Origin of the sequence: Haemophilus influenzae (assembly GCF_900475755.1) — a bacterium.
Taxonomy (GTDB): Bacteria; Pseudomonadota; Gammaproteobacteria; order Enterobacterales; family Pasteurellaceae; genus Haemophilus; species Haemophilus influenzae_D.
Genome location: NZ_LS483411.1, coordinates 649748 through 673476 on the forward strand (window position 1 = coordinate 649748; position 23729 = coordinate 673476).

General features: G+C 37.7%; 28 protein-coding genes. 16 read left to right on the forward strand and 12 right to left on the reverse strand.

The genetic code is table 11. The features are described from left to right. Positions 1-387, forward strand: coding sequence for a Cu(I)-responsive transcriptional regulator (gene cueR, locus DQN24_RS03270; RefSeq protein WP_005648963.1), 387 nt, complete (start codon positions 1-3; stop codon positions 385-387). 13 nt (positions 388-400) lie between these two features. Here the strand turns inward: cueR and metJ are convergent, their stop codons facing one another. Next, a complete protein-coding gene (gene metJ / locus DQN24_RS03275; RefSeq protein WP_021035707.1) occupies positions 401-718 on the reverse strand; it encodes a met regulon transcriptional regulator MetJ in 318 nt (105 codons plus the stop codon). 247 nt (positions 719-965) lie between these two features. Between metJ and rho the strand changes: the two genes are divergently transcribed. Further along, the gene (gene rho, locus DQN24_RS03280; RefSeq protein ID WP_005648966.1) at positions 966-2228 is read left to right on the forward strand and encodes a transcription termination factor Rho; all 1263 of its coding nucleotides are present in this window, start codon (positions 966-968) and stop codon (positions 2226-2228) included. A gap of 53 nt (positions 2229-2281) precedes the next feature. Here rho and DQN24_RS03285 read toward each other — a convergent pair whose 3' ends face one another. From DQN24_RS03285 to DQN24_RS03300, 4 genes are read right to left on the reverse strand one after another with little or no spacing between them, the layout of a single operon-like run. Next, a complete protein-coding gene (locus DQN24_RS03285) occupies positions 2282-2974 on the reverse strand; it encodes a prepilin peptidase (RefSeq protein WP_041175383.1) in 693 nt (230 codons plus the stop codon). Next, the gene (locus DQN24_RS03290; RefSeq protein WP_021035705.1) at positions 2971-4191 is read right to left on the reverse strand and encodes a type II secretion system F family protein; all 1221 of its coding nucleotides are present in this window, start codon (positions 4189-4191) and stop codon (positions 2971-2973) included. Before DQN24_RS03290 ends, DQN24_RS03285 begins: the two co-directional genes overlap by 4 nt. Further along, on the reverse strand, positions 4188-5582 hold the full coding sequence (locus tag DQN24_RS03295; protein WP_111695393.1) for a GspE/PulE family protein: 1395 nt from the start codon (positions 5580-5582) through the stop codon (positions 4188-4190). Before DQN24_RS03295 ends, DQN24_RS03290 begins: the two co-directional genes overlap by 4 nt. After that, entirely contained in the window at positions 5579-6028 is a 450-nt protein-coding gene (locus DQN24_RS03300; RefSeq protein WP_021035703.1) for a prepilin-type N-terminal cleavage/methylation domain-containing protein, read from the reverse strand. The genes DQN24_RS03295 and DQN24_RS03300 overlap by 4 nt, the downstream gene beginning before the upstream one ends. Positions 6029-6142: 114 nt before the next feature. Here DQN24_RS03300 and ampD point away from each other — a divergent pair, with 114 nt between their 5' ends. The 6 genes from ampD to ruvX all read left to right on the forward strand — a co-directional run bounded on the left by ampD (position 6143) and on the right by ruvX (position 11543). Further along, positions 6143-6697 carry a 1,6-anhydro-N-acetylmuramyl-L-alanine amidase AmpD gene (gene ampD, locus DQN24_RS03305; protein ID WP_021035702.1) on the forward strand — a complete coding sequence of 185 codons (555 nt, stop codon included), beginning with the start codon at positions 6143-6145 and terminating at the stop codon, positions 6695-6697. A gap of 631 nt (positions 6698-7328) precedes the next feature. Next, the gene (corC, locus tag DQN24_RS03310) at positions 7329-8228 is read left to right on the forward strand and encodes a CNNM family magnesium/cobalt transport protein CorC (RefSeq protein WP_021035700.1); all 900 of its coding nucleotides are present in this window, start codon (positions 7329-7331) and stop codon (positions 8226-8228) included. A gap of 22 nt (positions 8229-8250) precedes the next feature. Beyond that, entirely contained in the window at positions 8251-9780 is a 1530-nt protein-coding gene (gene lnt, locus DQN24_RS03315; protein WP_111695739.1) for an apolipoprotein N-acyltransferase, read from the forward strand. Positions 9781-9829: 49 nt separating this feature from the next. After that, positions 9830-10567, forward strand: a complete 738-nt coding sequence (rsmE, locus tag DQN24_RS03320; protein WP_111695394.1) for a 16S rRNA (uracil(1498)-N(3))-methyltransferase — start codon at positions 9830-9832, stop codon at positions 10565-10567. Continuing rightward, positions 10564-11124: a YqgE/AlgH family protein gene (locus DQN24_RS03325; protein WP_005654097.1), complete on the forward strand. Its 561-nt coding sequence runs from the start codon at positions 10564-10566 to the stop codon at positions 11122-11124. The genes rsmE and DQN24_RS03325 overlap by 4 nt, the downstream gene beginning before the upstream one ends. Then, positions 11124-11543, forward strand: a complete 420-nt coding sequence (gene ruvX / locus DQN24_RS03330; protein ID WP_005686741.1) for a Holliday junction resolvase RuvX — start codon at positions 11124-11126, stop codon at positions 11541-11543. Before DQN24_RS03325 ends, ruvX begins: the two co-directional genes overlap by 1 nt. 49 nt (positions 11544-11592) lie before the next feature. Here the strand turns inward: ruvX and rdgC are convergent, their stop codons facing one another. After that, entirely contained in the window at positions 11593-12501 is a 909-nt protein-coding gene (gene rdgC, locus DQN24_RS03335; RefSeq protein ID WP_111695395.1) for a recombination-associated protein RdgC, read from the reverse strand. Between the two features lie 65 nt (positions 12502-12566). Here rdgC and proC point away from each other — a divergent pair, with 65 nt between their 5' ends. From proC to DQN24_RS03355, 4 genes are all read left to right on the forward strand, one after another. Further along, positions 12567-13382: a pyrroline-5-carboxylate reductase gene (gene proC, locus DQN24_RS03340; RefSeq protein ID WP_111695396.1), complete on the forward strand. Its 816-nt coding sequence runs from the start codon at positions 12567-12569 to the stop codon at positions 13380-13382. Beyond that, positions 13382-14548 carry a 3-phenylpropionate MFS transporter gene (locus tag DQN24_RS03345; RefSeq protein WP_050847311.1) on the forward strand — a complete coding sequence of 389 codons (1167 nt, stop codon included), beginning with the start codon at positions 13382-13384 and terminating at the stop codon, positions 14546-14548. Before proC ends, DQN24_RS03345 begins: the two co-directional genes overlap by 1 nt. Before the next feature lie 29 nt (positions 14549-14577). Continuing rightward, positions 14578-15471, forward strand: a complete 894-nt coding sequence (gene xerD / locus DQN24_RS03350) for a site-specific tyrosine recombinase XerD (protein WP_111695397.1) — start codon at positions 14578-14580, stop codon at positions 15469-15471. Positions 15472-15643: 172 nt separating this feature from the next. Then, entirely contained in the window at positions 15644-15931 is a 288-nt protein-coding gene (locus DQN24_RS03355; RefSeq protein ID WP_005656308.1) for a DUF5339 domain-containing protein, read from the forward strand. 51 nt (positions 15932-15982) lie between these two features. On the opposite strand, the gene ruvB is transcribed toward DQN24_RS03355, so the two are convergent. The 6 genes from ruvB to aspS form a co-directional block, all read right to left on the reverse strand. Then, on the reverse strand, positions 15983-16990 hold the full coding sequence (gene ruvB, locus DQN24_RS03360; protein WP_021035692.1) for a Holliday junction branch migration DNA helicase RuvB: 1008 nt from the start codon (positions 16988-16990) through the stop codon (positions 15983-15985). A 7-nt stretch (positions 16991-16997) separates the two neighbouring features. After that, the gene (gene ruvA, locus DQN24_RS03365; RefSeq protein ID WP_050838877.1) at positions 16998-17612 is read right to left on the reverse strand and encodes a Holliday junction branch migration protein RuvA; all 615 of its coding nucleotides are present in this window, start codon (positions 17610-17612) and stop codon (positions 16998-17000) included. 62 nt (positions 17613-17674) lie between these two features. After that, positions 17675-18247 carry a crossover junction endodeoxyribonuclease RuvC gene (gene ruvC / locus DQN24_RS03370; protein ID WP_005662962.1) on the reverse strand — a complete coding sequence of 191 codons (573 nt, stop codon included), beginning with the start codon at positions 18245-18247 and terminating at the stop codon, positions 17675-17677. Positions 18248-18293: 46 nt separating this feature from the next. Next, the gene (locus DQN24_RS03375; RefSeq protein ID WP_005662961.1) at positions 18294-19034 is read right to left on the reverse strand and encodes a YebC/PmpR family DNA-binding transcriptional regulator; all 741 of its coding nucleotides are present in this window, start codon (positions 19032-19034) and stop codon (positions 18294-18296) included. A gap of 159 nt (positions 19035-19193) precedes the next feature. Continuing rightward, positions 19194-19670 carry a dihydroneopterin triphosphate diphosphatase gene (nudB, locus tag DQN24_RS03380; protein ID WP_021035689.1) on the reverse strand — a complete coding sequence of 159 codons (477 nt, stop codon included), beginning with the start codon at positions 19668-19670 and terminating at the stop codon, positions 19194-19196. Between the two features lie 21 nt (positions 19671-19691). Further along, positions 19692-21458 (reverse strand): aspartate--tRNA ligase, encoded by a 1767-nt coding sequence (gene aspS, locus DQN24_RS03385; protein ID WP_111695398.1) that lies wholly within the window; start codon positions 21456-21458, stop codon positions 19692-19694. Positions 21459-21676: 218 nt separating this feature from the next. Here aspS and DQN24_RS03390 point away from each other — a divergent pair, with 218 nt between their 5' ends. The 4 genes from DQN24_RS03390 to DQN24_RS03405 all read left to right on the forward strand — a co-directional run bounded on the left by DQN24_RS03390 (position 21677) and on the right by DQN24_RS03405 (position 23704). Beyond that, positions 21677-22195 carry an isoprenylcysteine carboxyl methyltransferase family protein gene (locus tag DQN24_RS03390; RefSeq protein WP_005688985.1) on the forward strand — a complete coding sequence of 173 codons (519 nt, stop codon included), beginning with the start codon at positions 21677-21679 and terminating at the stop codon, positions 22193-22195. 53 nt (positions 22196-22248) lie between these two features. Further along, entirely contained in the window at positions 22249-22974 is a 726-nt protein-coding gene (gene cmoA / locus DQN24_RS03395; RefSeq protein WP_111695399.1) for a carboxy-S-adenosyl-L-methionine synthase CmoA, read from the forward strand. Between the two features lie 92 nt (positions 22975-23066). Then, positions 23067-23303 (forward strand): antitoxin, encoded by a 237-nt coding sequence (locus DQN24_RS03400; RefSeq protein ID WP_005656316.1) that lies wholly within the window; start codon positions 23067-23069, stop codon positions 23301-23303. After that, positions 23300-23704, forward strand: coding sequence for a type II toxin-antitoxin system VapC family toxin (locus DQN24_RS03405; RefSeq protein WP_021035685.1), 405 nt, complete (start codon positions 23300-23302; stop codon positions 23702-23704). The genes DQN24_RS03400 and DQN24_RS03405 overlap by 4 nt, the downstream gene beginning before the upstream one ends. Positions 23705-23729 lie beyond the last annotated feature (25 nt).

Consider the following 23729-nt stretch of genomic DNA (forward strand, 5'->3'; position numbering starts at 1 on the left):
ATGAATATTAGTGAAGCCGCAAAATTAGTAGGTTTATCTACAAAACAAATCCGTGATTATGAAAAAATAGGGTTAATTAAACCCGCTGTTCGCAGTTTGTCAGGCTATCGAAATTATGGAGAAAGTGATTTAGAAAGGTTGCATTTTATTCGACACTCACGCAATGTTGGGTTTTCGTTACATCAAATCGCACAATTATTAGCACTACAAGATAATCCTAAGCGTAGCTGCCGAGAAGTGAAAGTGCTAACTGCTCAACATATTGCGACATTAAATCAACAAATAGAACAGTTACAAAAAATGGTACAAAAATTGCAGCACTGGCACGACAGTTGTCAGGGCAATGACAACCCTGAATGTTTAATTTTGAATGGCTTGAACGGATAAGTGAAAAGTGCGGTTAATATTCCCAGTTTTCTGGATCGACACCTAATTCACGCATAAGCACTTTGGCATCTTCAGGGATTTCATCATTACGCTCTTTCATTAAATCTGCATCGGTGGGTAAAGGTTGTCCTGTGAATGCGTGTAAGAATGCTTCACAAAGCAATTCACTGTTAGTTGCGTGACGTAAACTTTTTAATTGGCGGCGAGTGCGTTCATTCGTCAAAATTTCCAGTACTTTAATGGGAATAGATACTGTAATTTTTTTTACTTGCTCACTTTTTTTGCCGTGTTCTGCATAAGGGCTGATATATTTTCCGTCCCAATTCGCCATAATTTCCCTTAAGTGCTTATTGATAACCTTACAAATTGTCCGTATTCTAATTAAAAATCAAATAAATAACAATCTAGACGGCTAAACTTCCAAAATAAGTTCTTAAAAAAAGTGCGGTAATTTTTTATATTAAATGCTAATAAAAGCTAGACAGCGTAGGGTTTTAGTGGTAATTTACGCGCCATTCAAAGGGTGCAAGCCCACCATTCGAATAATCAATTCTTATTAATTCCAACATTTATTCATTATGCATTTAACAGAACTTAAAAATACGCCTGTTTCTGATCTTGTGAAACTCGGCGAGGAGCAAATGGGCTTAGAAAATTTAGCTCGTTTGCGTAAACAAGATATTGTCTTTGCAATCTTAAAACAGCACGCCAAAAGTGGCGAAGATATTTTCGGCGGTGGTGTGTTAGAAATTTTACCAGATGGTTTTGGTTTCCTTCGTTCTGCCGACAGTTCCTACCTTGCAGGCCCTGATGATATCTATGTTTCCCCAAGTCAAATTCGCCGTTTTAATCTTCAAACTGGTGATAAAATCGAAGGTAAAATTCGTCCACCAAAAGAAGGCGAACGCTATTTTGCACTTTTAAAAGTTGATCAAGTTAATGATGACAAACCTGAAGTTTCTCGTAGCAAAATCTTATTTGAAAACTTAACGCCATTACATGCTAACTCTCGTTTAAGAATGGAGAGAGGCAATGGCTCAACAGAAGATTTAACTGCCCGTATTTTGGATTTAGCCTCGCCAATTGGTAAAGGCCAACGTGGGTTAATCGTAGCACCACCAAAAGCGGGTAAAACAATGTTGTTGCAAAATATTGCGCAAAGTATCACGCATAATTACCCCGATGTGGAACTTATCGTATTATTGATTGATGAACGCCCAGAAGAAGTGACAGAAATGCAACGTTCAGTAAAAGGCGAAGTCATTGCTTCTACTTTTGATGAACCCGCAACTCGTCACGTTCAAGTGGCAGAAATGGTAATCGAAAAAGCGAAACGTTCTGTAGAGCATAAAAAAGATGTGGTCATTTTGCTTGATTCTATTACTCGTTTAGCGCGCGCTTACAATACAGTCACTCCAGCTTCAGGTAAAATTTTGTCTGGTGGTGTGGATGCTAATGCGTTGCATCGTCCAAAACGTTTCTTTGGAGCTGCACGTAATGTGGAAGAAGGCGGCAGTTTAACGATTATTGCAACAGCACTAGTTGATACGGGTTCGAAAATGGATGAAGTAATTTTTGAGGAATTTAAAGGTACGGGTAATATGGAATTGCACCTTTCTCGTAAAATTGCAGAAAGACGCGTATTCCCAGCCATTGACTTTAAACGCTCTGGTACTCGTAAAGAAGACTTACTCACAACAGCGGACGAATTACAAAAAATGTGGATTCTTCGTAAGATTCTTAATCCAATGGATGAAGTGGATGCAATGGAATTCTTGATTGATAAGCTGATGATGGCGAAAACCAACGAAGAGTTTTTTGAAGTGATGAAACGTTCGTAAAAGCAACCGCACTTTTATGAAGAACAAGGGGAAAATATTATGTTTTCCCTTTTTTAATATCCGTAATATTTGACGAAATAAATGATGACAGCTGATAAGTTCATAAAAGGGGCAAAAGGTATAAATTCTTTTTTCTTTTTATGAATAAGCGAAAAACATATTCCAAGCACTGAGGCTAATAATAAAAAGTGCGGTAAGGTTTCTAAACGAATAAAACTTCCTAATGCCATTGCTAGCCAATAATCTCCCCGTCCAAAGGCTTCTTTTCTGTAATAACATTTTGCAATCCAATAGATTGCGTAGAAAACAATAAAAAAACTAGCCGCACTTTTTATGCTTTCAGATAACGTTAGCAATGAAAAGTTATTGTCTGCTCCAAATAATCCTAGAGTAAGTAACCATAAACAGGGTGTCGTAGAAATAAGTTGATAGTGCCAATCAAGATAACTGATTGTCCAAAGAATAATAAGTGTGAGTCCGATCCATACAGTAAAAATAGAATCTTTGAAGGCAATTTGTAAAAATATAAATCCAACTCCAACACTTAAAAAATACCTCAAAATATGACCGCACTTTTTTTGTTGAATAGAGGCAAAGTGCGGTTGAAATGGAGAACGGTTTTGTGGAAATAATTCAACGTAAGTCGCATAAATCTCTTGCTGCAAATGCGTAATAAAACCAGATAGGTAGAACCACAATGCGATCCCTAAGATACCGCCTAATAAAAACATTATGAAATAAATCATTGAATAACAGAACCCATATTAAAGATAGGTAAATACATTCCCATCATAATAATTCCAATCAGGCTTCCGATGATTACCATCATTAATGGTTCTAGCATTTGTGAGAGGAAGTCAATTTGATGATTAAGTTTTTCTTGGTAATTATCCGCGATATGCTCTAGCATCAAAGCGAGTTTTCCGCTTTGCTCGCCAATTTGTAGCATTTGTTGTGCTTCCATCGGGAAAAGATCGCTACTTACGCTATTAGAAAACGCATAGCCTTGAGAAACCCATTGCAAAATTGACCGCACTTCTTTATCTAATACCATATCGTTTACAAGCGTTTTCTTGGTTTGCCAAGTTTGTGTGCGAGGAAGAAAACTGTCTAGTGCCTGATTAAGCGGTACGCCAGCCTGCAACATAATTTGTAAACTTTGACTAAAGTTCACTAAACGTGAAAGCTTTTGAATTGTGCCAAAAATAGGCGTGATAGAAATAAGTTGATTTTTCTTTTGATGAAACCAAGTCTGGCGTTTTAGATAGAAGTAATAAAATAGAAAAAAACTAAAAGCGAAAAATAGCAAAATGCCAATATTTTGCTTAAGAAAATTAGATATTGAGAGCAATATTGCGGTTATTGTTGGTAACTCAGCATTATTGCCACTGTACATTTCAGCAAATTGAGGCACGATAAAAAGCAGTAATGCGAGTGTCAATAATAGAGAAATTCCCAATACCATTGAGGGATATAACATAATTTTCTGTAATTTACGTTGCAATGCTAAAGATTGGCTACGATGCGTGGCTATTTTTTTACAAACAACGGAAAGTTTTCCCGTCATTTCTCCCACTTGAATCAGTTGAATTTCTTGTTGAGTAAGATATTTCCCTTGTTGTTCAATGGCTTGTGAGAATGCTAAACCAGATTCAATAGATTGAAGTAGTCGTTCAAGCCATTCATTGAGCATAATTTGAGTACAATTTTGTTGCAAAATTTGCAGACTGTTTTTTAACGGAATAGCGGACTGTAGCAACGTGGCTAATTGATTGAGTAATTCACTAATTTCTGAATTTTTGGGCTTTGCCCCAAATTGCCAGTTTTGTTGTAATTTGATGTGAGTAAGCCCGCGGCTTATTAATTGAAAGTGTGCTTGTTGTTTTGTATCCGCAATAATTGAGCCTTTTTGTTCCTGATTTAATGCGTTACTAGCTTGATAATAAAAGAGTTTTTTAGTCATGAGTTTTTACCTAGCACACGTTCAAGTTCTTTATTATCCGTCATTCCTTGATTAACTTTTTCTAAACCACTCGCATGTAAATTTTTAAAATCCGTTTGATAGCCATTCTGCTGCCAATGTAGAAATTGATACACGCCGATTCGACCTTGATAACCTTGATTGCAATCACAAGAATTTATTAAATTTCCACCGCACTTTGGACAGATTTTTCGTACAAGACGTTGCGCAATAACGAGCAGTAAGCTGTTTTCAATTTCATACTGTTGAATACCAAGTTGTTGTAATCGAGAAATGGCAGATATCGCATCATTGGTATGTAAAGTTGAGAGTACTAAATGCCCGGTTTGGGCGGCACGTAGTGCAATCATTGCACTTTCTTCATCGCGAATTTCGCCTAGCATAATAATATCGGGATCTTGGCGTAAGAAAGTGCGCAATAGACGGCTAAAATCTAATCCAATCTGTGGGTTAATTTGGCTTTGAATAATGCCATCCAGCTCAATTTCAATGGGATCTTCAGCAGTCATAATATGTTTATCAGGCGTATTTAGCCACTGAAGTGCGGTGTAAAGTGAGATACTTTTTCCACTTCCTGTTGGACCAGTGACTAAAATTAATCCTTGTGGCTGGCTAAGTGCGCGTTGAAATGCTTGTTGCTGATTTTCGGTCATACCTAATTCAGAAAAGCTAAGTTCTACTGGTTTATTTTGTTGCGCTCGCAACACGATTTTTTCGCCCCAATGGGTTGGTAAGGTTGAAAGACGAAAATCAAGAATATCGGAAAAAGTCGTTTTAAATTGAAATCGCCCATCTTGTGGAAGTCGATTTTCACTAATATCTAATTTAGCCAGTAATTTTAAGCGTGAAATAATACGATTGGCGAATATTTTGCTTATTAAGGGTTGTGGTTGTAAAACACCATCAATTCTAAACCGCACTTGAAACTGATCAGCCAAGGTTTCTAAATGAATATCAGAGGCATTTTTTTGTAAGGCAGATTCAAAAATCTGATTAAGTAAGCGGATAACAGGTTCATCATCTTCTTGTTCAAAATGGGTTTCTTGATGTTGATAGAATTTAACTTGTTCTTCCACTTGCATTTGGCGCGGAGTAAGTTGTTGTAACAGTTCTTTGAGTTGGCTGCTTTCTAACAAAATTGGTTCGACAGGTTTTCCCGTTATAAACGCAATGGTTTCACAGGCGGAAAGATTAGAAAGGGAATCGACACCTAACCAAAGACGATTATTTTCTTCTTTGAGTGGTAACGCAAAATAACGTAAGAGCAGAGACTGTTGTTGCTGATTACGTTCCCATAAATCTGGCGAGATCGTAAATACCTCGCCATTTTGAGCAATTACACGCTGAGTATGAAGTAAAGCATAGCTCGTCATTGTGTGACACTTCCGCAAAAATTTGCAGGAAATAAAGAGGCATCCGTTCCTTTGCAGGTTGTTGTCCAAGTTACACCTGCTGCAGCATTACCTGTAGCTTGCAAAATATATTCTATATTTGCCAATGTGCCATTCCCTTTTACTGTAATGCCACCTGATTGAGTGATAACTGAGGCTACATAGCCTTTTGCTGTCTTTATATCCGCTGCAATACCATTTTTTCCCCCTGTACAGCTTGTTGTTTCATTTGTGCTATATACACATAATTCCACATCAGCCTTATAAGGCGCAGACGCTTGCAGTAATTCGGATACCGCAGCTTTTTTGGTATAATTTTGATAAGAAGGAATTGCGATGGTGGCTAAAATAGCAATAATTGCAATCACAATCATTAGCTCGATTAATGTAAAACCTTTTTTCAAGGTTTGCTGTGTTGTTAGTTTCATTCATTTTCCTTTTATTAAGCCTTTGTTGGCAACGACATTGTGAAAAGGAAAAATTTGTTTGTAAAATTGACCGCACTTTTTCTGCGATCCTGATCGCAAAAAAAGGAAAAATGTATGCGAAAAATAAAAGATATTGAGAAAGGATTGCTGACCGATTGTCGGCAAATTCCATCTCCGCATTTTGATAAACGCCCAGATTTACAAGATATTTCACTTCTGGTGATCCATTACATTAGCTTACCGCCAGAACAATTTGGTGGCGGATATGTGGATGATTTTTTTCAAGGGAAATTAGATCCTAAGATTCATCCTTATTTTGAAGAAATTCATCAAATGCGTGTTTCTGCCCATTGTTTGATTGAACGAAATGGGCGAATTACGCAATATGTCAATTTTAATGATCGCGCTTGGCACGCAGGCGTATCGAATTTTCAAGGACGAGAAAAATGCAATGATTTTGCCATTGGAATTGAGTTGGAGGGGAGTAATGAACAGCCTTTTACCGACGATCAATATTTTTCATTGCAAGAACTTACCAATGTAATAATGAAAAGTTACCCGAAGATTACGAAAGCTCGAATTGTTGGACATTGCGATATTTCGCCGAAACGTAAGATCGATCCTGGTCAATATTTTGATTGGGAACGTTATTTATCCAGTGTGAAATAATCTGTATAAAAATTAAACATCAAATTTTGGGTATTCTGTGTATTCTAAATGCATTCATTCTTTTACTTCTAACCAGTTGAATTAAAAGGAATAAATTTAAAGCTGAAATTTTATTAAAAAAGTTAATTTGAGTTATACAACATTACAGATTTTCTCAACCACAATTTTATCCACAGAAATATTGAATAACTCAAAGAGATGGTAAAAAGATCTTTTGTGAATAAAACCATTTTAAAAATTGTATTTTTTTACCGCATTTTCTTCCATTTTTGTATGTAAAAAGTGCGGTTTATTTTTATTTAAGATCTTTTGGTTACAAATAACCCGATTTATTTTGAAGTTTGATGTGATAAGGATCTTTGCCCTCTTTTTACGAGATCAATTCACAATCAAAAATCCATTATTCACAAGTTATCCACAACATAGATACTTTTCGTCATATAAACAAAATAAGAATATTTTGTTGTCTAGAATTTTCCCCTCTCCGTAAAAATTGTGTATTTTTAACCGCACTTTAGGTTTAAACCCAATGTACGGTTATTTTTATTGATTTTCGTCTTTTCGATTTTTGCGATTTTTTCCAAAATATGATACTTTTTCGCCGTCAATAAGACATCAAACACAAATCAATATGAACGACGAACAGCAAAATTCAAACCAATCTGAAAATACAAAAAAACCTTTTTTCCAATCTTTATTTGGTCGCTTTTTTCAAGGCGAATTAAAAAATCGTGAAGAACTTGTGGAAGTGATTCGCGATTCAGAACAAAATGATTTAATTGATCAAAATACGCGTGAAATGATTGAAGGCGTGATGGAAATTGCGGAACTTCGTGTTCGCGATATTATGATTCCTCGTTCACAAATTATTTTTATTGAAGATCAACAAGATTTAAATACTTGTTTAAACACAATTATTGAATCCGCTCATTCTCGTTTTCCTGTGATTGCCGATGCGGATGATCGCGATAATATCGTGGGGATTTTGCACGCAAAAGAGTTATTAAAATTTTTACGTGAAGATGCGGAAGTCTTTGATTTATCTTCATTATTGCGCCCCGTCGTGATTGTGCCAGAAAGCAAAAGAGTGGATCGTATGTTGAAAGATTTCCGCTCAGAGCGTTTTCATATGGCCATTGTGGTGGATGAATTTGGTGCGGTATCAGGTCTTGTTACTATTGAAGATATTTTGGAACAAATTGTTGGCGATATTGAAGATGAATTTGATGAAGAAGAAGTCGCGGATATTCGTCAGCTTTCTCGTCATACTTATGCGGTGCGTGCGCTCACAGATATTGATGATTTCAATGGACAATTTAATACGGATTTTGATGATGAAGAAGTGGATACCATTGGCGGTCTGATTATGCAGACTTTTGGTTATTTACCAAAACGTGGGGAAGAAATTATTTTGAAAAATCTTCAATTTAAAGTGACTTCTGCAGATAGTCGTCGATTAATTCAACTTCGAGTCACAGTGCCAGATGAACATTTGGCAGAAATGAATAATGTAGATGAAAAATCTGAATAGGATTTTATTATCAATTAAATTTATGAATAAATATTTTACTTATCTTATTGCGATTATATCAGGTTTACTCGGCGTTTTTGCCTTTTCGCCATTTGATTATTGGCCTTTAGCCTATGTTTCTTTACTCGGTTTACTTTATGTCGCTAAAAATCCTAAAAAATCCACCGCACTTTTATCCACTTTCTTGTGGGCGATGGGATTTTTCTGCTTTGGAGTAAGTTGGCTTAATGTCAGCATTCATCAATTTGGTGGTGCGTCTTTAGGGGTAAGTTATTTCCTTGTCGGTTTACTTGCGGCTTATCTTGCGCTATACCCGATGCTGTTTACCTATTTGGTTCAGCGTTTCAAAGTGCAAAGTGCGGTAATTTTTGCCGTGATTTGGACATTGACAGAATTTTTACGTGGTTGGATTTTCACTGGTTTTCCTTGGCTTCAATTTGGTTATACACAAATTGACAGCCCATTTTATGGCATTGCCCCTATTTTTGGCGTAACAGGATTAACGTTCTTTACTGTTTGGGCAAGTGCGGTCATTTTTAATCTCGTTTCCTCTTTGTTTAAAACGAAAAACCTTAAATTAGTTTTAGCGAATGCTTTGTTATTGATCATCGTGGGGGGATTGAGTGCTTATTCATCCCGAATTCACTTTGTAAAATCTGTTGAAGATAAGGCAATTTCAGTCACGCTTGCGCAAGGTAATATTGAACAAAATCTTAAATGGGATCCTAATTATTTCTATTCTACTTTGGCGATTTATCAAAAATTAATCACAGAAAATCTTGGTAAAACCGATTTAATTATTTTGCCTGAATCAGCCTTGCCAACCCTTGAAAATGCGATTACGCCATTTTTTGAGGGATTAGAGCATGCGGCTAAAGAAACGAAAACGGAGATTATGATTGGAACGGTATTCCAAGATACAAAATCTGGTAAGTTATTAAATTCAATTATGACTGCAGGAAACCCAGATTTTCCTTATCAACCAGATACGCCAAATCGTTATAATAAACATCATCTTGTGCCTTTCGGGGAATATGTTCCGCTAGAAAGTATTTTGCGACCACTTAATTCAGTGTTTAATTTACCAATGTCAGCATTTCAAAGTGGGGAGGCTGTTCAGCCCTCTTTAATCGCCAAAAAACGTGCTTTTTCGCCAGCAATTTGTTATGAAATTATTTTCGGCGAGCAAGTGCGACAAAATTTGAAACAAGATACGGATTATTTGCTCACGTTATCTAATGATGCGTGGTTTGGCGATTCTATCGGGCCTTGGCAACATTTACAGATGGCAAGAATGCGCGCTTTAGAGTTAGGCAAACCGCTTATTCGTGCAACGAATACGGGGATTTCAGTTTTTGTTGATGCGCAAGGTAAGGTATTAGCGCAGGCACCACAATTTATTGAAACAACTTTGACTTATAAAATTGCACCTACAGAAGGCAAAACCCCTTATTCTGTATTAGGAAATATGCCTTTGTATGCTTTGTCTTTATTGTTTTTACTCTTACATAGTATGATGGCGTTTATTCGTCGTAAGATGAATATCCGATAAAAAAACCAGTTAAAATGACCGCACTTTTTCACTCATATAAATAAACATTATGCGCATACCAAGAATTTATCATCCAATATCCCTTGAAAATCAAACTCAATGTCAGCTTTCAGAAGACGCGGCAAATCACGTTGCTCGAGTGTTAAGAATGACAGAAGGCGAACAGCTTGAACTCTTTGATGGTTCTAATCATATTTATCCAGTAAAAATTATTGAGTCAAATAAAAAGTCCGTAAAAGTAGAGATTTTGGGGCGTGAGCTTGCGGATAAAGAATCCCATTTAAAAATCCATTTGGGGCAAGTAATTTCTCGCGGAGAACGAATGGAATTTACTATTCAAAAATCTGTAGAATTGGGGATAAATGTGATTACGCCATTATGGTCAGAACGCTGTGGTGTAAAACTTGATGCAGAGCGAATGGATAAAAAAATCCAACAATGGCAAAAAATTGCGATTGCAGCTTGCGAACAGTGCGGTCGTAATAGCGTGCCAGAAATTCGTCCATTGATGAAATTGCAAGATTGGTGTGCAGAAAATGATGGTGCATTGAAATTGAATTTACATCCACGTGCGCACTATTCTATTAAAACCTTACCAACTATTCCATCTGAGGGTGTTCGTTTATTAATTGGCTCGGAAGGTGGATTATCTGCACAAGAAATTGCACAAACTGAACAGCAAGGATTTACAGAAATTTTATTAGGAAAACGTGTTTTACGTACTGAAACTGCATCACTTGCAGCGATAACTGCATTACAAATTTGTTTTGGGGATTTAGGCGAATGATGGAATTACAAGGAAAATTTTTGATCGCAATGCCACATTTAGACGATTATTTTAATCGCACGGTAGTATTTATGTGTGAGCATAATGAACAGGGTTCAATGGGTTTGGTAATTAATCAGCCGACAGATTTAAGCATTGCGGAACTTTATTCAAAACTCAATTTTATGATGAAAAATGACCGCACTTTTGGTAACGAAATGGTGGTCGCAGGCGGGCCTGTGCATACAGAAAGAGGGTTTATTTTACATAAGAATACGCTTAATGCCTTTCAGCATACTTATAAAGTCACAGAGGAACTTTCAATGACAACCTCCGCTGATGTAGTGGAAACGCTCGGTTCAACTTTTGCACCTGAAAAATATCTTGTTGCACTAGGATGTTCAAGCTGGGGGGCAGGTCAGTTAGAAAAAGAAATAAGCGATAATGCGTGGTTGGTGGCGTCATCTAAGGATCAAATTTTATTTGATATGCCCTATGAAGATCGTTATATGGCGGCTAATCAGTTACTTGGTATTCATCCTTATAATTTTGCCTTAGCGCAAGTGGGGCATAGTTAATGGGAATTACTGCTCTAGCTTTTGATTTTGGCACTAAAAGTATTGGTTGTGCCATAGGGCAAAGTATTACAGGTACAGCACAAGCCTTGCCAGCTTTTAAAGCACAAGATGGCATTCCAAATTGGGAAGCGATCGAAAAATGCTTGAAAGAATGGAAGCCAGATGTTGTTATTGTTGGTCTTCCTTTAAATATGGACGGAACAGAACAAAATTTGACTTTGCTGGCTCGTAAATTTGCAAATCGTTTACAAGGTCGTTTTGGGGTTAATGTCCATTTACAAGATGAACGACTAACCACCACGCAAGCTCGTAGTGAGATTTTTGAACGTGGTGGTTTTAAAGCATTAAAAAAAGGCAAAGTCGATGGTATTTCAGCCTGTTTAATTTTAGAGAGCTGGTTTGAATGCACTGAATATTAAATTTACATTGCCAAAATAAACCTAATTTTAGAATGATTAAAGTGCGATTTTATAATCTCGTTTTTTCGCCACCAAATTCATCTAATAAATTTTCGGTGAGTTTGGCTAGAATACCAGTCATCAGTACAAAATCTGCATCGAAACGCTGTGTAAAATCTTCTTTCAGAATATCATCATTTTTTTCACGTATACTATCTGCAAATTTTAAACGTTTGATTGTGCAATCTTCGTTAAAAACGAAAGTTAAGGTGTCTTCCCATTCTAAAGCTAATTTACTTACTACTTTTTTACCATCTTGCAGAAGTGCGAGAATTTCTTCATTTTCTAAGGGTTGTTTTTTACAACGAATAACGCTGTCTTCCTGACTGCCGCGAAGCTCGGCTTCTTCTAATGCAAGTAACCAATGCGGTAAGCTATCTTGAAGGATCCAATTGGTTAAAATCGTGCTGGGTTCATTAGCAAAGGCTAAAGGCACGACAGGAAGCGAGCCTAGGGATTTACGCAGTAATGCAAGTGCATCTTCTGCGCGTTTACTCGATGCGGCATCAATATGAATAAGATTATTTTCCGTATCAATCCACAGTGCCGTATGCTGATTTTTACTAAATGCACGAGGTAATAAACTCATCACAACATCATCTTTTAATGTCTGTTTTTCTACCTTTTTAAGTTTGCGATTTTCTTTTTGTTCGAGGCTTTCAATGCGTTCATCAAGTTCACGTTTGACCACATTTGCCGGCAAGATTTTTTCTTCTTTTTTGGCAATTAATAGAATTTGTTTTCCTACAGAAAAATAGAGTAAATCAGTGCCTCGTAATGGAGCAGACCAGCCAAATTTACTTTGATCTTGAGCACCGCAAGGATGAAATTGACAATCTTCCAGTTGAGTTTGTAGCTGTGCAAGATCCCAATCTAGCGGTTTAGTCAGTCTATAAGTCATTAAATTTTTGAACCACATCGTAACACTTCCTTCAATATAGGGTAGAATATGCAGCATTATAGCCCATAAAAGTAGGAAAAACGATGCAACACAAATTGATTGCCTTTATTGGCGGCGGTAATATGGCACAGGCTATTATTCTTGGTTTATTGAAACAAGGTTATCCTGCCGAGCAAATTATTGTGAATGATCCGAATGAGGAAAAAAGAGCATTTTTTGCCAATCTTGGCGTGACAACTTCTGAAAATAATGTGGAAAGCGTAATCAAAGCGGAAGTTGTATTGCTTGCGGTAAAACCTCAAATGATGGCTGAAGTTTGTTCGCCACTAAGTGCGGTGGATTTTTCCGATAAATTATTAATTTCCATTGCTGCGGGGATTTCAACTGAACGCTTGAACGCATTAATTCCAAGTGCGAACGCAGTAGTGCGTGTTATGCCAAATACGCCTGCATTAGTGGGCGAAGGTATGGCAGGTTTATTTGCACCGAAAAATACGAGCGAAAATCACCGCACTTTTGCACAAGATTTGTTGGGGGCAGTGGGAAGAACGGTTTGGGTGGATGATGAAACTCAAATGCACGCAGTAACTACCGCTTCAGGAAGTAGCCCAGCTTATTTCTTTTTGATGCTGGAAGCGATGCAGCAAGCCTTAATTAAAATGAATATTGATGAAAAAACTGCGCGTGAATTAGTGCAGCAATCAATGCTCGGTGCAGCAAAAATGGTAACAGAAAATCCGCAAATTACACTTTCAACTTTGCGTGAAAATGTCACCTCGAAAGGTGGCACCACTGCGGCGGCGTTAGCCGTATTTGACGCACAACATTTTAATCAAATAATAGAGCAAGCTATGCAGGCTTGTTTATCTCGTTCACAAGAAATGGAAACCTTATTCTGATGCAACTTCGTCCTTTTTATTGGCTCGCACTGAGCTTTCTAGGTTACTACTGCGCTTATGGCGTATTTTTGCCGTTCTTCCCAGCTTGGTTAAAATCACAACAATATGGCGAAGAAATGATTGGTTTAGTTATCGGCAGTGCTTATATTTTCCGATTTGCGGGCGGATTATTTTTTTCATCGCTGATTAAAAAAGCCAATCATATTATTAATTCCTTACGCCTATTGGCGTTAGCATCGGCCATTATTATGGCGGCAATGAGTTTAGTTGCACATAATTTTTGGTTGTTATTTATTGCTATTGGTTTATATGCCTCTGTGAATTCAGCAGGAATGCCAATTGGGGATTCATTGGCATCCACTTGGCAACGCCAAATCGGCTTAGATTACGGCAAAGTACGTTTAATTGGCTCTGCTGCCTTTATCCTTGGCGTAGTAGTGTTTGGTGGCATGATTGGCTGGGTTGGCGAGCAAAATATCGTGTGGATTTTAACCGCACTTTTATCTTTCTATACCATCATTCAGCTTTTAAAACCGACCATTCCCCCAAAAGATGAAATACCTGAAGGCAGCGATCAAAATCATATTGGTTTTATTGCTTTACTGAAAAATCCAATGACATTGCGAGTAATGATTGCAGTAGGACTCATTCAAGGCTCTCATGCGGCTTATTATGTTTATAGCACGATTTATTGGACAAGTATTGGGATCTCCATTTCTCAAACTAGCTTACTTTGGGGCATTGGCGTATTAGCAGAAATTGTATTATTTTTCTTCTCTCGTCGCTTATTTCAAAATATTTCTATCAGCGTGCTGCTTTATATTTCTGCGATTGCGTGCGTTGGACGCTGGGCTGTAATGGGATATATTGAAGATTTTTGGTTGATATTCTTATTGCAACTTATGCATAGTTTGACTTATGCCGTGTGCCATTATGCGATTGTTCGCTATATCACTACGCAACCGCAAAGCCATATTGCGAAATTACAAGGTTTGTATAATGGTTTATCCAATGGCGTGTTAATTGCCATTTTTACCGCGATTGCGGGAATGATTTATCCAACGTCGCCAGCGATGACATTTGTATTGATGAGTATCATCGCGGCTGCTGCATTTTTTGTGATTCCACGCAAGTTAAATGCCTTTTTGATTGTTCAGCATAAATAGGACGCATCGCTTCCTTGTAGAAAAGTAATATGAAAAATCTTGCGTTTATTGATTTGTTTCTTAATGAATATTGGATTGAAAAAGGGCTTTCAGAAAATACCGTTCAATCTTATCGTTTGGATTTAACCGCACTTTGTGATTGGTTGGATAAAAATGACTTGTCTTTGGAAACTTTAGATGCTGTTGATTTGCAAGGTTTTCTAGGAGAGCGTTTAGAGAAAGGTTACAAAGCCACTAGCACCGCGCGAATGTTAAGTGCAATGCGTAAACTTTTCCAATATTTATATCGGGAAAAATACCGAGTGGATGATCCAAGTGCGGTGCTAAGTTCGCCTAAATTACCCAGTCGCTTGCCAAAATATTTAACTGAGCAACAAGTGTCAGATTTGCTCAATACGCCAGATGTGGACGTGCCTTTGGAGTTACGAGATAAAGCAATGTTAGAGTTGCTTTATGCAACGGGGCTTCGTGTGACGGAGTTAGTTTCGCTTACAATTGAAAACATGAGCGTACAACAAGGCGTGGTGCGCGTGATTGGTAAAGGGAACAAGGAACGTATTGTGCCAATGGGGGAAGAAGCTGCCTATTGGGTTCGTCAATTTATACTTTATGGTCGTCCTGTTCTCTTAAATGGGCAGAGTTCTGATGTTGTGTTTCCAAGTCAGCGCGCACAGCAAATGACTCGTCAAACTTTCTGGCATCGTGTAAAACATTATGCCATTCTCGCAGATATTGATGCTGATGCACTTTCCCCTCACGTTCTTCGCCATGCTTTTGCCACCCATTTAGTGAATCACGGTGCGGATTTACGTGTGGTGCAAATGTTGCTAGGGCATACAGATTTATCCACAACACAGATTTATACTCATGTGGCAAAAGAGAGATTGAAACGATTACATGAAAGATTTCATCCTAGAGGATAATTTCGGGGTAAATTTTTATAGTTTTAAAGATTGATTGTGAATTTCTTATTGATTAATTAATTTGACACACATCACAAATTTTGAATAAAAAATTAGACAGCTCAAGCATATTTTGCTATCTTGCAAAAAATTTCGACATTTATTCTATCGAAAAGTAATTTTGGATTCTAAAATGAAAAAAATAACGCTTTTTTTTACTGCACTTTTATGCTTATTTTCAACTTCTGTTTTAGCCGAATCTAATTTAATACCTAAACAATGTGAGCAATTATTTAAAGAAACAGAAAATTTGATTGCCCAAGCAGAAAAACAACCTGGAACCCACATTCAAGTAAATAAAATCAAAAGTAAACTAAACCAAAGCAAACAACAAATTCTTCAAATGGAATTAGCGACTCAGTTAAAAAGTTGTGAAGTGGGTTTAGCAAAATTAAGTAATTTGAAAAGTTATAGTGAGTAATTAAAAAAGCCTTGTTGAATACAATAAGGCTTTTTTAGTAGTTAAATTTATCTAGTCTGATAATTTCTGCAGACCGAAATGGCGATAAGTTTTCGATGTTGCAATACGTCCACGTGGCGTTCTTTGTAAAAACCCCTGTTGAATCAAATAAGGCTCTAAAACATCTTCAATGGTATCACGTTCTTCGCCAATTGCAGCAGCAAGATTATCCAGCCCCACAGGTCCACCATCAAAACGCTCAATAACTGCAGACAACAATTTTCTATCTAAATAATCAAATCCAGCATCATCTACATCCAACATTGAAAGTGCTTGTTTTGCCACATTTACCGAAATTACTCCCCCATTGCGTACATCTGCATAATCACGCACACGTCGTAATAAACGGTTTGCAATTCGAGGCGTGCCTCGTGAACGACGAGCCACCTCGAAAGCGGCCTGCTGTTCTAATTCAAGATTTAAACAGTCCGCACTTCTTGCCACGATAGAGGTTAAATCTTCTACAGAATAGAATTCCAAACGTTGCACAATACCAAAACGATCACGCAATGGCGAAGTCAAAGAACCCGCTCTAGTGGTCGCACCAACCAAAGTAAAAGGTGGCAAATCTAATTTAATAGAACGAGCAGCTGGCCCTTCGCCAATCATAATATCTAATTGATAGTCTTCCATTGCTGGATAAAGGACTTCTTCAATCGCAGGGGAAAGTCGATGGATTTCATCAATAAATAATACATCGTGCGGTTCAAGATTAGTTAGCATTGCAGCCAAATCGCCCGCTTTTTCTAATACTGGCCCCGATGTCGTACGAATATTGACGCCCATTTCATTTGCCACAATATTAGCAAGGGTTGTTTTTCCCAAACCGGGAGGGCCAAAAATCAACAAATGATCTAAGGCATCTTGACGGAGTTTGGCAGCCTTGATGAAAATATCCATTTGCTCGCGTACTTGCGGCTGCCCAACATAATCTGCTAATAGTTTAGGGCGAATAGCGCGGTCAATAACATCTTCATCAACCTTAGCTTGCCCGCTAATAATTCTATCTGCTTCAATCATATCTTTCCTACAGTGCGGCTTTTAACGCTTCGCGGATAACTTGTTCACTGGTTAATTCTGGCTTAGCAACTCGTTTCACCATTTTTTCTGCTTCTGAAGGTTTATAACCTAAAGCAATCAAGGCTGAAATAGCTTCATCAGATGAATTTTCTACACTCGGTTCAATAGATGGAACTGACCGAATATGGGTACTTTCTACAAAGAAATCACTTTGTTTTACACCTTTAAATTTACCTTTCAGTTCAACTAACAAACGTTCAGCAGTTTTTTTGCCAACCCCTGGGATTTTAGTGAGTTTAGAAAGTTCTTCTCTCTCTATCGCATAGGCAAATTGTTCGACCGACATGGCGGATAAAATCGCTAAGGCTAATTTAGGCCCCACCCCATTTGTTTTAATTAATTCACGAAATAAAGTGCGGTCTGTTTTTTGGGCAAATCCAAAGAGTAAGTGAGCATCTTCCCGAACAACAAAATGGGTGAATAAAGTCGTTTCTTGACCAATTTCTGGTAAATCATAGAAACTCGTCATAGGCAAAAGCAATTCATAGCCTACGCCTTGCACATTAAGTAAAATTTCTGGAGGTTGTTTTTCTAAAAGAATGCCTTGTAAGCGACCGATCATAATTCTTCCGAATGATAAAAAATTTAACGCATAGAATAAAATAAAACTGGACGAACATCCAGTTAAATTTTTAATCTAAAGCGTCCTCGGCTATATCTGGTCTTTAAAAGTGCGGTCATTTTTTCTTGCGTTTCTGTCATTTTCACAGAATTGGCAATATGTAAAGAATGTTGAATAGAATGTGCGTGTGTAATCGCGATAGCCAAGGCATCCGCAGCATCGGCTTGAGGTTTATCTGATAACTTCAAAATACGAGTTATCATTTCTTGCACTTGCACTTTATCAGCGGAACCAATGCCCACAACCGTTTGTTTTACTAAACGTGCGGCATATTCAAAAACAGGTAAATCATGATTTACTGCCGCCACAATCGCCGTACCTCGAGCCTGCCCTAGTTTTAAAGCTGAATCCGCATTCTTCGCCATAAACACTTGTTCAATCGCAAACATATCAGGTTGAAATTGCGTGATAATTTCAGCCACTCCAGCATAAATCCGTTTCAATCGGGTGGGTAAATCTTCAACTTGAGTGCGAATTGCACCACTGCCGAGATATTCCAAATGTCTTCCTGTTTGACGAATCACACCATAACCCGTTACGCGAGAGCCAGGGTCAATACCTAAAATAATGCTCATAATTTCTATAAAAAATGGGTAATTAAATTACCCATTTATTGCATCATTAAAGTTGAGATGCCACTTCGTCACTGATTTCACCGTTGTGATATACGTTTTGTACGTCATCACAATCTTCCAACATATCAATTAAACGAAGTAATTTTGGTGCGGTTTCGATATCAAGATCAACGGTTGTTGATGGAATCATCGTTACTTCAGCTTCTTGAACTTTAAAGCCAGCTGCTTCAATGCCATCACGCACTGAACCCAAATCTTCCCAAGCAGTATAGATTTCAAATGAACCATCATCTTGTGGTTGAATATCATCAGCACCCGCTTCGATAGCCGCTTCAGTTAAGGCATCTTCGTCCGCTTCTGCGATTAAGATTAAACCTTTTTTGCTGAATAAGTAGCCTACAGAGCCTTCAGTTCCTAAGTTACCACCACATTTGGTAAAACTTGGGCGAACCTGTGAAATGGTGCGGTTTGCATTATCACTTAAACATTCAACCATAACTGCTGTACCGCCTGGGCCATAACCTTCATAGATTTTGGTTTCCATATTGGTGTCATCGCCACCACCTACGCCACGATCAATAGCTCGGTTGATAGTATCGCGCGTCATATTGTTGCTAAGTGCTTTATCTACTGCTGTACGTAAACGCGGGTTAGCACTCACATCACCACCACCAATTTTAGCTGCGGTAACAAGTTCACGAATTAATTTAGTAAAAATTTTACCGCGTTGTGCATCTTGTGCTGCTTTGCGGTGTTTAATATTAGCCCACTTACTATGGCCTGCCATGTTGTTTTCCTTCTGTTTTGATCTTATTGATCTTGATTTAATTAAACGTTTTGACCTAGGCTAGGTATAGCCTAGGCTAGTAAAAGTGTTACCCCGTTGGGGTAAATATAGCTTTTCCCAAAAGAGAACCGCTATTACCATAATTAGCTGTGAGTATACTTACCTACGGGGATTAAAAAGATATTTTTTAATAGCTTCCGCATTATTCTGGGATTTCGTCATTTCTACTGCTTTTTTCGCCGATACCCAGCAAAAATCTAAATGCTCACTCAATACTGGAATAAATTCTTTTTCCACCTCACACAAAAACCAATGTTCTTTGCAGTGAGTGATATTCGGTGCGTATTTATATCGGAAATGTGGAAAAATTTCAAATTCTATGCTCTCTTTGCAATCGAAAAGTGCGGTGGAATTTTCCGAAATTTCTAACCGCACTTCTTCCCATAGCTCACGAATTGCTGTGTTTTTTGGTGTTTCACCACTTTCAATGGTACCAGTAACAGACTGCCAAAAATCAGGATCATCTTGGCGTTGGAGCATTAAAACTCGGTTTGTATTTGTAGCGTAAATTACAACGAGAACAGATTGATTATTTTTGTATTGCATCATTAAAAATGCGGTCAAATCTGACCGCACTTCATTCCTAATATTTCAAACTTATTCTGCTTTAACGACAGAAATTGCCAACTCTTCCAATGCTTGCGGATTCGCAAAGCTAGGCGCTTCTGTCATCAAGCACGCTGCCGCAGTAGTTTTAGGGAAAGCAATCACATCGCGGATATTTTCAGTGCCAGTTAAAAGCATAGTTAAACGGTCTAAACCAAATGCTAAACCTGCGTGTGGTGGTGTGCCAAATTTTAACGCATCTAATAAAAAACCGAATTTTTCACGTTGTTCTTGTTCGTTAATGCCAAGAATACGGAATACAGTTTGTTGCATTTTCGGATCGAAAATACGTACTGAACCGCCACCTACTTCATAGCCATTGATTACCATATCGTAAGCATTTGCTACCGCACTTGTTGGATCGGCTTCTAATTGCTCTGGGCTAAAATCTTTTGGCGACGTAAATGGATGGTGCATTGCGGCAAGATTGCCTTCATCATCACGTTCAAACATTGGGAAATCAATCACCCAAAGTGGTTGCCATTCGTCTAAACGAGTTAAACCTAAATCGCGACCTAATTTCAAACGCAATGCACCCATTGCATCCGTCGTAGTTTGCCATTTGTCTGCGCCAAAGAATAAAATATCGCCAGTTTGAGCATTGACACGTTCTGCTAATGATTTCCATACCTCTTCATTTAAGAATTTCGCAATCGGGCTTTGTACGCCTTCAAGGCCTGCATTGATATCATTTACTTTCGCCCAAGCCAAACCTTTTGCACCGTAAATACCAACAAATTGTGTATATTCATCAATTTGTTTACGCGTAATTTCATTGCCATTCGGTACACGGATTACAGCCACACGACCATTTGGATCATTCGCTGGGGCTTGGAATACTTTGAAATCTACATCTTTGACAATATCTTCTACATCCACCATTTCTAATGGGTTACGCAAATCTGGCTTATCAGAACCAAAACGACGCATTGCTTCTTGCCAAGTCATCACTGGGAACTTACCTAAATCTACACCAATGGTATCAAGCCATAAGCCGTGTACCATACGTTCCATAATTTCACGTACTTCTGGCGCAGTTAAGAAAGAGGTTTCCACATCGATTTGAGTAAATTCAGGCTGACGATCTGCACGTAAATCTTCATCACGGAAACATTTTACGATTTGATAATAACGGTCAAAACCAGACATCATCAAAAGCTGTTTAAAAAGCTGTGGAGATTGTGGCAACGCATAAAATTTGCCTTTATGTACACGGCTTGGCACTAAATAGTCACGCGCACCTTCAGGCGTTGCTTTGGTAAGCATTGGGGTTTCAATATCAAGGAAACCATTGTCATCCATGAAACGACGTACAAAACTGGTAATTTTCGCACGGGTTTTCAAACGTTGAGCCATTTCAGGGCGACGTAAATCTAAATAACGGTATTTTAAACGTTGCTCTTCAGTATTGTTTTGGTTAAAGTCGAGAGGCAACACATCAGAAGCATTGTAAACACGCAATTCTTTCACTAACACTTCCACTTCGCCCGTTGCCATATTTTTGTTGATTTGGTTTTCAGGACGTGCGATCACTTCACCCTTAATTTGGATACAAAATTCGTTACGTAAACTCGCAGCCGCTGTCAATGCTTCTTGATATTTCGGATCAAAACAAACTTGCACAACGCCATCACGATCACGCATATCAATAAAAATCAAGCCACCTAAATCACGACGGCGATGAACCCAACCGCTTAATGTTACGTCTTGTCCGATATTGTTACGGTTTAATGCTCCGCAATAATGTGTACGCATCATTTCAAAATCCTTTGTACTCTTTTAATTATGCTCAAAAATCTGCCACAATTATAGCGGAAAACCAAGAGAGATAAAAAGGTTATTTATGCTGACAAATCAATCAAAAAAGCAAAGAAAAGTAATAAATGTTCAAAATAAAGGCTTTTTTGTGCCATATCATCAGATTTTTTGTTATATTATGTGGCTTGTTGAGATTAAATTACGTTAAGGATAACCACATGTTATTTATCAATATTACTTTTGCCTGTATTTTAGCGATCCGTTTTTACAGTCTGTCTATTTCAATTCGTCATGAAAAAGCACTCATTGCAAAGGGTGCAATACAGTATGGTAAACGCAATTCCACACTGTTGTCCATTGCCCATGTTGTATTTTATTTTGCGGCGATCATTGAGGCTAATAACCAAAACCTGTCATTTAATAGCACTTCACAAATAGGGTTAGCGATTTTAATTTTTGCTATTGCAATGCTATTTTATGTGATTTATGAGCTAAAAGAGATTTGGACAGTAAAACTTTACATTTTACCGGAACATCACATTAACCGCTCTTTCTTGTTTAAATATGTACGTCACCCGAATTATTTCTTAAACATTATTCCCGAGTTAATTGGTTTATCGCTTTTCTGCCAAGCAAAATATACCGCATTGATTGGATTACCCATTTATTTGCTTATCCTAGGCGTGCGTATTAAACAAGAAGAAAGTGCCATGGCGCATTTATTTCCTAAATCATAATTTATTAAATTTCTTCTAAAATAATGCCCCTTTCTCTCTGCCTTTAACACATTATGGTAAAAGATACTCTATTTTCTACCCCCATTGCTAAATTGGGGGATTTCATCTTTGACGAAAACGTTGCTGAAGTCTTTCCAGATATGATTCAACGCTCCGTGCCTGGCTATTCCAACATTATTACTGCAATCGGTATGCTGGCGGAACGTTTCGTCACGGCTGATAGTAATGTTTATGATCTTGGTTGCTCGCGAGGTGCCGCCACACTTTCTGCACGTCGAAATATTCATCAACCAAACGTAAAAATTATTGGTATCGATAATTCTCAACCGATGGTTGAACGTTGTCGCCAACATATTGCGGCATATCATAGTGAGATACCAGTAGAAATTCTCTGTAATGATATTCGCTACATTGAGATTAAAAATGCCTCAATGGTCATTCTCAACTTTACCTTGCAATTTTTACCGCCTGAAGATCGTATCGCATTGCTTACCAAAATCTATAAAGGCTTAAATCCAAATGGCGTATTAATACTTTCTGAAAAATTCCGTTTTGAAGATACCAATGTTAATAATTTGCTTATTGACTTGCACCACCAATTCAAACGTGCCAATGGTTATAGCGAACTTGAAGTGAGCCAGAAACGCACTGCACTTGAAAATGTGATGCGTACAGACTCTATTGAGACACACAAAGTGCGGTTAAAAAACGTAGGATTTTCACAAGTAGAGCTTTGGTTCCAATGCTTTAATTTTGGCTCGATGATTGCGGTTAAATAAAACAACAGCGATTTAATCTTCTTACTTGCATACAGCAATTGAAATGATTAGTATATACTTATTAAATACATAGTATATACAGGAGGGTAAATATGCTTGCTAAAGTGTTTCAAAGTGGTAACAGCCAAGCTGTTCGGATCCCGATGGACTTTCGTTTTGATGTCGATACCGTAGAAATTTTCCGAAAGGAAAATGGGGATGTGGTATTACGCCCAGTTTCTAAAAAAACAGATGATTTTCTTGCGTTATTTGAAGGATTTGATGAGACCTTTATTCAAGCACTTGAAGCGCGTGATGATTTACCGCCTCAGGAGCGAGAAAATTTATGATTTATATGTTAGACACCAATATCATTATTTATTTAATGAAAAATCGCCCCAAAATTGTTGCCGAACGAGTATCACAATTATTGCCTAATGATCGCTTAGTTATCAGCTTTATTACTTATGCTGAACTTATTAAAGGCGCCTTTAGTAGTCAAAATTATGAGCAATCAATACGAGCAATAGAATTACTTACTGAACGAGTAAATGTACTATATCCCAATGAACAAATCTGTTTACATTATGGCAAATGGGCAAATACACTCAAAAAACAAGGGAGACCTATCGGAAATAATGATCTATGGATTGCTTGTCACGCATTGAGTTTAAATGCTGTTCTTATTACACATAATGTAAAAGAATTTCAGCGTATTACAGATCTTCAGTGGCAAGATTGGACAAAATAGATAATTCTGATTTTTTATTTTACTT